The sequence below is a fragment of the Neobacillus drentensis genome (assembly GCF_036962765.1).
In the GTDB taxonomy this organism is placed as follows: domain Bacteria; phylum Bacillota; class Bacilli; order Bacillales; family Cytobacillaceae; genus Neobacillus; species Neobacillus drentensis_C.
Genome location: NZ_JBALOS010000109.1, coordinates 1 through 6,376, shown reverse-complemented (window position 1 = coordinate 6,376; position 6,376 = coordinate 1). Strand labels below are relative to the sequence as shown.

Annotated in this window: 6 protein-coding genes; 1 reads left to right on the top strand and 5 read right to left on the bottom strand. The window is 39.1% G+C overall.

Annotated features, from left to right (window positions below):
- The first annotated feature begins 54 nt into the window (after window positions 1-54).
- Window positions 55-492 (top strand): GNAT family N-acetyltransferase, encoded by a 438-nt coding sequence (locus tag V7137_RS14645; protein ID WP_335698774.1) that lies wholly within the window; start codon window positions 55-57, stop codon window positions 490-492.
- Between the two features lie 42 nt (window positions 493-534).
- Here V7137_RS14645 and V7137_RS14640 read toward each other — a convergent pair whose 3' ends face one another.
- The 5 genes from V7137_RS14640 to treP form a co-directional block, all read right to left on the bottom strand.
- Window positions 535-1,152, bottom strand: coding sequence for an RraA family protein (locus V7137_RS14640; protein WP_335698773.1), 618 nt, complete (start codon window positions 1,150-1,152; stop codon window positions 535-537).
- 228 nt (window positions 1,153-1,380) lie between these two features.
- Window positions 1,381-2,058, bottom strand: coding sequence for an SOS response-associated peptidase (locus V7137_RS14635; protein WP_335698772.1), 678 nt, complete (start codon window positions 2,056-2,058; stop codon window positions 1,381-1,383).
- A 128-nt stretch (window positions 2,059-2,186) separates the two neighbouring features.
- Complete coding sequence (treR, locus tag V7137_RS14630) at window positions 2,187-2,900, bottom strand: trehalose operon repressor (protein ID WP_335698771.1); 714 nt, start codon at window positions 2,898-2,900, stop codon at window positions 2,187-2,189.
- Between the two features lie 14 nt (window positions 2,901-2,914).
- Complete coding sequence (treC, locus tag V7137_RS14625; RefSeq protein ID WP_335698770.1) at window positions 2,915-4,582, bottom strand: alpha,alpha-phosphotrehalase; 1,668 nt, start codon at window positions 4,580-4,582, stop codon at window positions 2,915-2,917.
- An 83-nt stretch (window positions 4,583-4,665) separates the two neighbouring features.
- Window positions 4,666-6,090, bottom strand: coding sequence for a PTS system trehalose-specific EIIBC component (gene treP, locus V7137_RS14620; RefSeq protein ID WP_335698769.1), 1,425 nt, complete (start codon window positions 6,088-6,090; stop codon window positions 4,666-4,668).
- Window positions 6,091-6,376: the final 286 nt, after the last annotated feature.

The following is a 6,376-nucleotide window of genomic DNA, read 5'->3' as shown; positions in this document are numbered from 1 at the left end:
AAGTTTAACAGAGCCATTTGAAATAAAAACTATCTTGTAAGGAGGAATTGAAACATGATCATCCAAAAAGCTACCATTCATGACCTGGAGTCATTGACCGAACTATTTGATCTATATAGGATATTTTATGAGCAAGAGTCTGATAGAGAGGGGGCACGAGAGTTTTTAAAAGCCAGATTAGTGAACGATGAATCTGTCGTTTTTTTAACGGTCGATGGGAGTGCTCCTGTTGGTTTTGTTCAGTTATACCCATCCTTTTCATCTGTCAGCATGAAACGATCATGGGTATTAAATGATTTGTATGTAAAAAAACAATTCCGTGGTAAAGGTGCAGGGGAGAAGCTAATCCAAAGAGCAATTGAGTTTGCAAGGGAAAGAGGAGCAAAAGGAATTATGCTTGAAACGGGCAAGGAGAATCAAAATGCCCAACGACTTTATGAAAAAATCGGCTTTGAAAGGGAATCAAACTATTTCTATTATTATTCCCTTTAAAAAAAAGGATGCTGGCCATGGCATCNNNCAATTATTAGTATATTATTTGTTTATAAGTTCATCTAAATGTTTTAGAATGGCATCACGATTTCCAGAAATCGTCGTTTCCCTGATTTGATCTTTTTTTAATTTTTCCAAGGATCTTTCCAATACTTCTTGTTCCCACATTTGCGGAATGACGACGACCCCATCCGCGTCACCGACTACTATATCACCTGGATGTACGGTCATCCCTCCGCAAGAAATGGGGATATTTATTTCTCCAACTCCTGCTTTACCACTCGCTGCAACGGTCGTGCCCTTAGCGAAAACAGGGAGATTCAATGCTTTAACACCGGCAATATCACGTATCACTCCGTCAACCACGAATCCACCGACCCCGAGTGTTTGAGCCATTCCAATCACAAAATCACCAGCAATGGCCCGATAAAGATCTCCTTTGGCATCGATGACGATGATATCCCCGGGTTTTGACGCGCGGATGGCCTTAAGGACAGCAAGATTATCACCGACAGGAATTTTTACCGTTAAAGCTCTTCCTGCAAGCTTATCATCTTTTTTTAGCGGTTTAATTGCAGGGTGCAGGTTATTTAAGCCCTCCATCGCATCAGAAATACAGGTTGTTGGAATGTCTTTAAATTTTTCTATTATTGGGTCCATGAAATTACTCCTCTCATTAATTTATCTCCATACCGCCATTATATCTCCGAATGAGATCAGCTGCCCATTTTTTTTCACAAAAAAAAGAAAGTGGCTGAACCACTTTCGAAAGAAGGAAAACTTTTATGGGTTAATACAATATATGTAGAAGCTTGTACGTGCATGTAGTAAACCTGTCCATATTCAAAAAATTTTTATGAAAATAAACGCCTATTTTTTTTAAAAGGATTAACAAATTTTTTGAATAAGCCCGATTGAGTTATTTTTAGGTGAGTTCACAAGGGAAGATACTTCGTATGTCTCCATTAAAGATTCATTGTATGGGACGAGCAGCTTATTTAAATCCTTGGGATCCGAGACTGTCGGGTCCAGCCAGATTTTTTCATCGTTTGGTTTCAAAATAACTGGCATCCGGTCATGAATATCTTTCATCAGTTCATTGGGTCCAGTTGTGATGACAGAACAAGTATAGAGTGTTTTTCCTTCAGGTGATTTCCAAGCTTCCCATATGCCTGCCATGGCAAACAAATCATCGGACTTAAGTTTAATCCTCATCGGAGTTTTGCTTTTGTCCTCATGTCGTTTCCATTCATAAAAGCTGTCAGCGATAACTAAACAACGCTTTTTTTGGAAGGCTTTACGAAAACTTGGCTTTTCGGCTAACGTTTCTGCGCGGGCATTAATCATCTTATGGCCAACGGCCGGATCCTTTGCCCAAGGCGGTACAAGGCCCCATTTTAAGAATCCCATCCGATTGGATTTTCCGTCATTAATGACGGCAAGCACAGCCTGAGAGGGCGCAACATTATAACTGGGCTCATAATTTTCTTGATCAATAAAAGCTTGAATATCGAAACGATCGATGATTTCATCGAACGATGCTGTTAACGTGAACCGGCCGCACATACAATTTTTCACCTCACCAATTGATTATCTCTATTATAGCAAAAATTTTATCCAACTCCGAATCTTGGTTGGATCCATTAAAAGATAAAAAAGAGGCCGCTAATTTAAATAGCGGTCTCCTGTTGAAATCAATGGGATCTCCGAGCGAAATCCACAAAGCGAAACTTATCAGGGCGATGCCTTGATTCAGTGTATTGAAAAAGGGTAGCATCATCTAAATAAACAAAGTTTTTGATGACGACAATATTGTGAAAGCCTTCAAGGTCCAAGAGGGAACGATCCTCGAATGAAGGCTCCTCGACGACAATTTCCTTTTTGGCAAAGCTAATGGTCAGGTTTAATTCATGTTCAATATATTGATATATGGAATCCGCGCAAATTTCTTCAGTAAGGTTAGGAACATATTTTTTTGCTAAGAAATCTTTATCCAAGATGATTTTCTCTCCGCCCATTTCCCTGGTGCGAATCACTTTCCAAACAAGGTCTTTACTTCCCAGCTGAAGCTGCTGCCTGATAAAACCATCGGGCTTGACTAACTCCAATTCGTTAACGAACGTTTTGGGTTTTTTGCCCATTTTATTGGCAAGTTCTTTAAAGCTTACTAACCCTGAAACAGGAAAATCAAATTTGCTAATGTCGATTACAATCGAACCTTTTCCTCTAACTTTTTGGATATAGCCATTTTGTGAAAGCAAATTTAACGCCTTTCTGATGGTCTCTCTTGATGTATCGAATTGTTCCTTTAATTCGTTCTCAGAGGGGAGAAGCGTTTGTGGTGTTATCTCTCCGCTTTTAATTTGCTCGACAATGGTGTTATAGATTGTTAGGTATTTGTTCGTCATAATGACATCTCCATTCATCGTTTCAGGTAGTACACCAACGACTCATATGGCCGCAATGAGATTTCCTGGCCAAGTGGAGCCGAATCCTCATAATTAGAGAGTAACATCTTACTATCATACCCATCAAGATGTAAATGAAGAGGGAGGACAAAGGTATGCTCCTTGCCATAAAAATTGTTGATGACAAGAATTTTGTCAGATCCACTTGTTCTCAGATAGGCAAATACAGTATCATCCTGATTGGAAATAGGCTGATAATCTCCATCTGTAATCACTTCATATTCCTTTCGTAATTGAATCAGTTTTTGATAGTGGTAAAAAATAGAGCTTGAATCGTTAAGCGCCTTTTCAGCATTAATTTCCCGATAATTACGTGCTGTTTGAATCCATGGAGTCCCCGTTGTGAACCCTGCGTTTTCATTGCAATTCCACTGGACAGGTGTTCGTGAATTGTCCCTAGATTTTTGTTTTAAGATCTCGATTATTTCCTTCTCGTCCATACCAGCATTTTTCTTCATGTTAAAGATATTTAAGGATTCGACATCCCGATATTCATTGATTGAGTTGAAATTTGGATTAGTCATTCCAATTTCTTCACCTTGATAAATATAAGGAGTTCCTTGCAGAAGATGTAGGGCGGTTGCGAGCATTTTAGCCGACTCTTGTTGATAGTTTTGATCATCTCCGAAACGAGATACAACCCGTGGTTGGTCATGGTTACACCAGAAGAGGGCGTTCCATCCGCCGCCATCATACATCCCCACTTGCCAGTTGGATAAAATCTCTTTTAAGGAAAGAAAGTCAAAGTCGGCTTTTGTCCATTTATCACCATTTGGATAATCGACCTTCAAATGATGGAAGCTAAAGGTCATATTTAATTCTTCCTGCGCTGGGTTCGTGTACTTAATGCAGTTCTCGATTGAAGTGGAGGACATTTCACCGACAGTCATAATATCGTATTTCGAAAAAACTTGTTCGTTCATTTCATGTAAGAATTGATGTATTTTTGGTCCATCTGTATAGAATTTACGGCCATCACTGTCATCCTGTGGGAAGTTTTGGTCTTTAGAAATTAAATTAATGACATCAAGTCTGAAGCCGTCGACACCCTTTTTTAACCAAAAATGCATCATTTCATATAGTGCAGCTCGGACCTTTTCATTTTCCCAGTTAAGGTCTGCTTGGGTTACATCAAATAAATGGAGGTAGTACTGTTCCGTATTCTCGTCATATTCCCATGCCGAACCACCAAATTTAGATGCCCAGTTTGTCGGCGCTTTCCCGTTTTTGCCGTCCTTCCAGATATAGAAGTCACGGTATGGATTATCTTTCGAGCTTCTTGCTTGTTTAAACCACTCATGCTCTGTTGATGTGTGATTAATAACAATATCCATAATAATTTTTAAGCCGCGATTATGTGCTTCGGCTAACAACCTGTCAAAGTCCTCCATGGTACCATATTCTTCATGAATGGCGTAATAATCGCTTATATCATAACCATTATCCCGTTGTGGAGATTTATAGATGGGAGTAAGCCAAAGGACTTCTACACCGAGTTCTTTTAGATAGTCTAATTTTTCAATGATGCCTTGGATATCACCGGTACCATTCCCGGTCGTATCATTAAAGCTTTTTGGATAGATTTGATAGACGACTGCTTTTTTCCACCTTGCTGTTGTCATTTTCAACACCTGCCTAGTTAATATAAGTATTTAATGAGGAAAAGGAGGGAGTATGGCTCCCTCCAAACTATTTGATTTTGCGATTATTTTTTAAAAGAAAATTTATTCATCCGTGTTTTAGCAAAGACAATCGTTAGCATGAATGGAACAACAATTGCTACCACCATGGCGACCGCAAACATTGTCATATGCTGCCCCTGGATAGAAAGGAATCCAGGAATACCGCCAACACCAATTGAGTTCGCCATAACGTGGCTGGCAACGGAGACAACACCTGCAATCATTGAACCAATCATTGCAGCAAGAAATGGGAAGCCGTACTTTAAGTTAATCCCGAACATTGCTGGCTCGGTTACACCAAGGTAACAAGAGATAGCAGCTGGTATCGAAACTTGTTTTTCTTCTTCATTTTTACGATTGATATAGATCATAGCAAGTACTGCAGAACCTTGAGCAATATTAGAAAGAGCAATCATTGGCCATAAGTTTGTTCCGCCAAGTTCACTCATTAATTGTAAGTCAATTGCATTGGTCATATGGTGTAACCCAGTAATAACAAGTGGGGCATATGCAAATCCGAAGATTGCCGCAAAAATCCAGCCAAAGGCAGAGGTTAAGCTAGAGTACACAACATGAGAAATACCAGAACCGATGCTCCAGCCGATAGGGCCTAATACTGTGTGAGCGATTAATACAGTTGGAATTAAAGCAAAGAATGGAACGACAATCATGGAAATTGAATTTGGAACAATTTTACGTAATCTAGTTTCTAAGAAAGCGAGTAATAATCCGGCTAAAATGGCAGGGATAACTTGTGCTTGGTAACCAATCATTTCAATTTTTGCAAAACCGAAATCCCAAACAGGAATATCTTTTGCACCTGCTACGGCATAGGCATTAAGCAATTGGGGAGATACGAGTGTAATACCAAGGACGATACCAAGGATTTGTGAACCACCCATTTTTTTCGTAACGGACCAAGTAATACCGACTGGAAGGAAATGGAATACCGCTTCACCAATCAACCAAAGGAAGGAGTGGACTCCTGCCCAAAATTGAGATACTTCTATAATAGACTTTGTTCCATCTTCAAGTAATTTGATATCTCCAATGATGTTTCTAAAGCCAAGGATTAAACCACCAACAACAAGTGCTGGAATTAATGGTGTAAAGATGTCAGCTAGGTGAGCCATCATGCGTTGCAGCCAATTCATATTTTGTTTTGCTGCTACTTTTGCTTCTTCCTTGGATGTACCATCCACACCAGCAATTTTGACAAATTCATTATAAAAGCTAGGTACTTCGTTTCCAATGATGACCTGGAATTGCCCAGCCTGGGTAAATGTACCTTTTACAAGTTTAATGGATTCAATTTCTTCTACATTTGCTTTGCTTGGATCGTTTAAAACAAAGCGCATTCTGGTTACACAATGGGTAACGGCAGCAATGTTCTCTTTCCCGCCAATGTGTTTTAAGAGATCTTTTGAAGGATCTGTGTAGTTCGTCATTTGTCTTTCCCCCTGTTTTATGGGTATATCCCCATTTTCTATCTTCCATTTTTTTATCACTCTATATACAAGCTATGGATGCGGTTTCATAAACATCTGAACTTGTATATACAAGTATTGATTACGTTTTCAATTCTAGCTTGTATATACAGGTATGTCAATAATGAATTATTAAGTTTTTCTGAAGGGGGGAAGATAATTTTTTTTTGAAAAAATAAAAACGGGCCCTGTATTGGAATACAGAGCCCGTCCTATTATTAGGTAAGACAATTATATTATTACTACT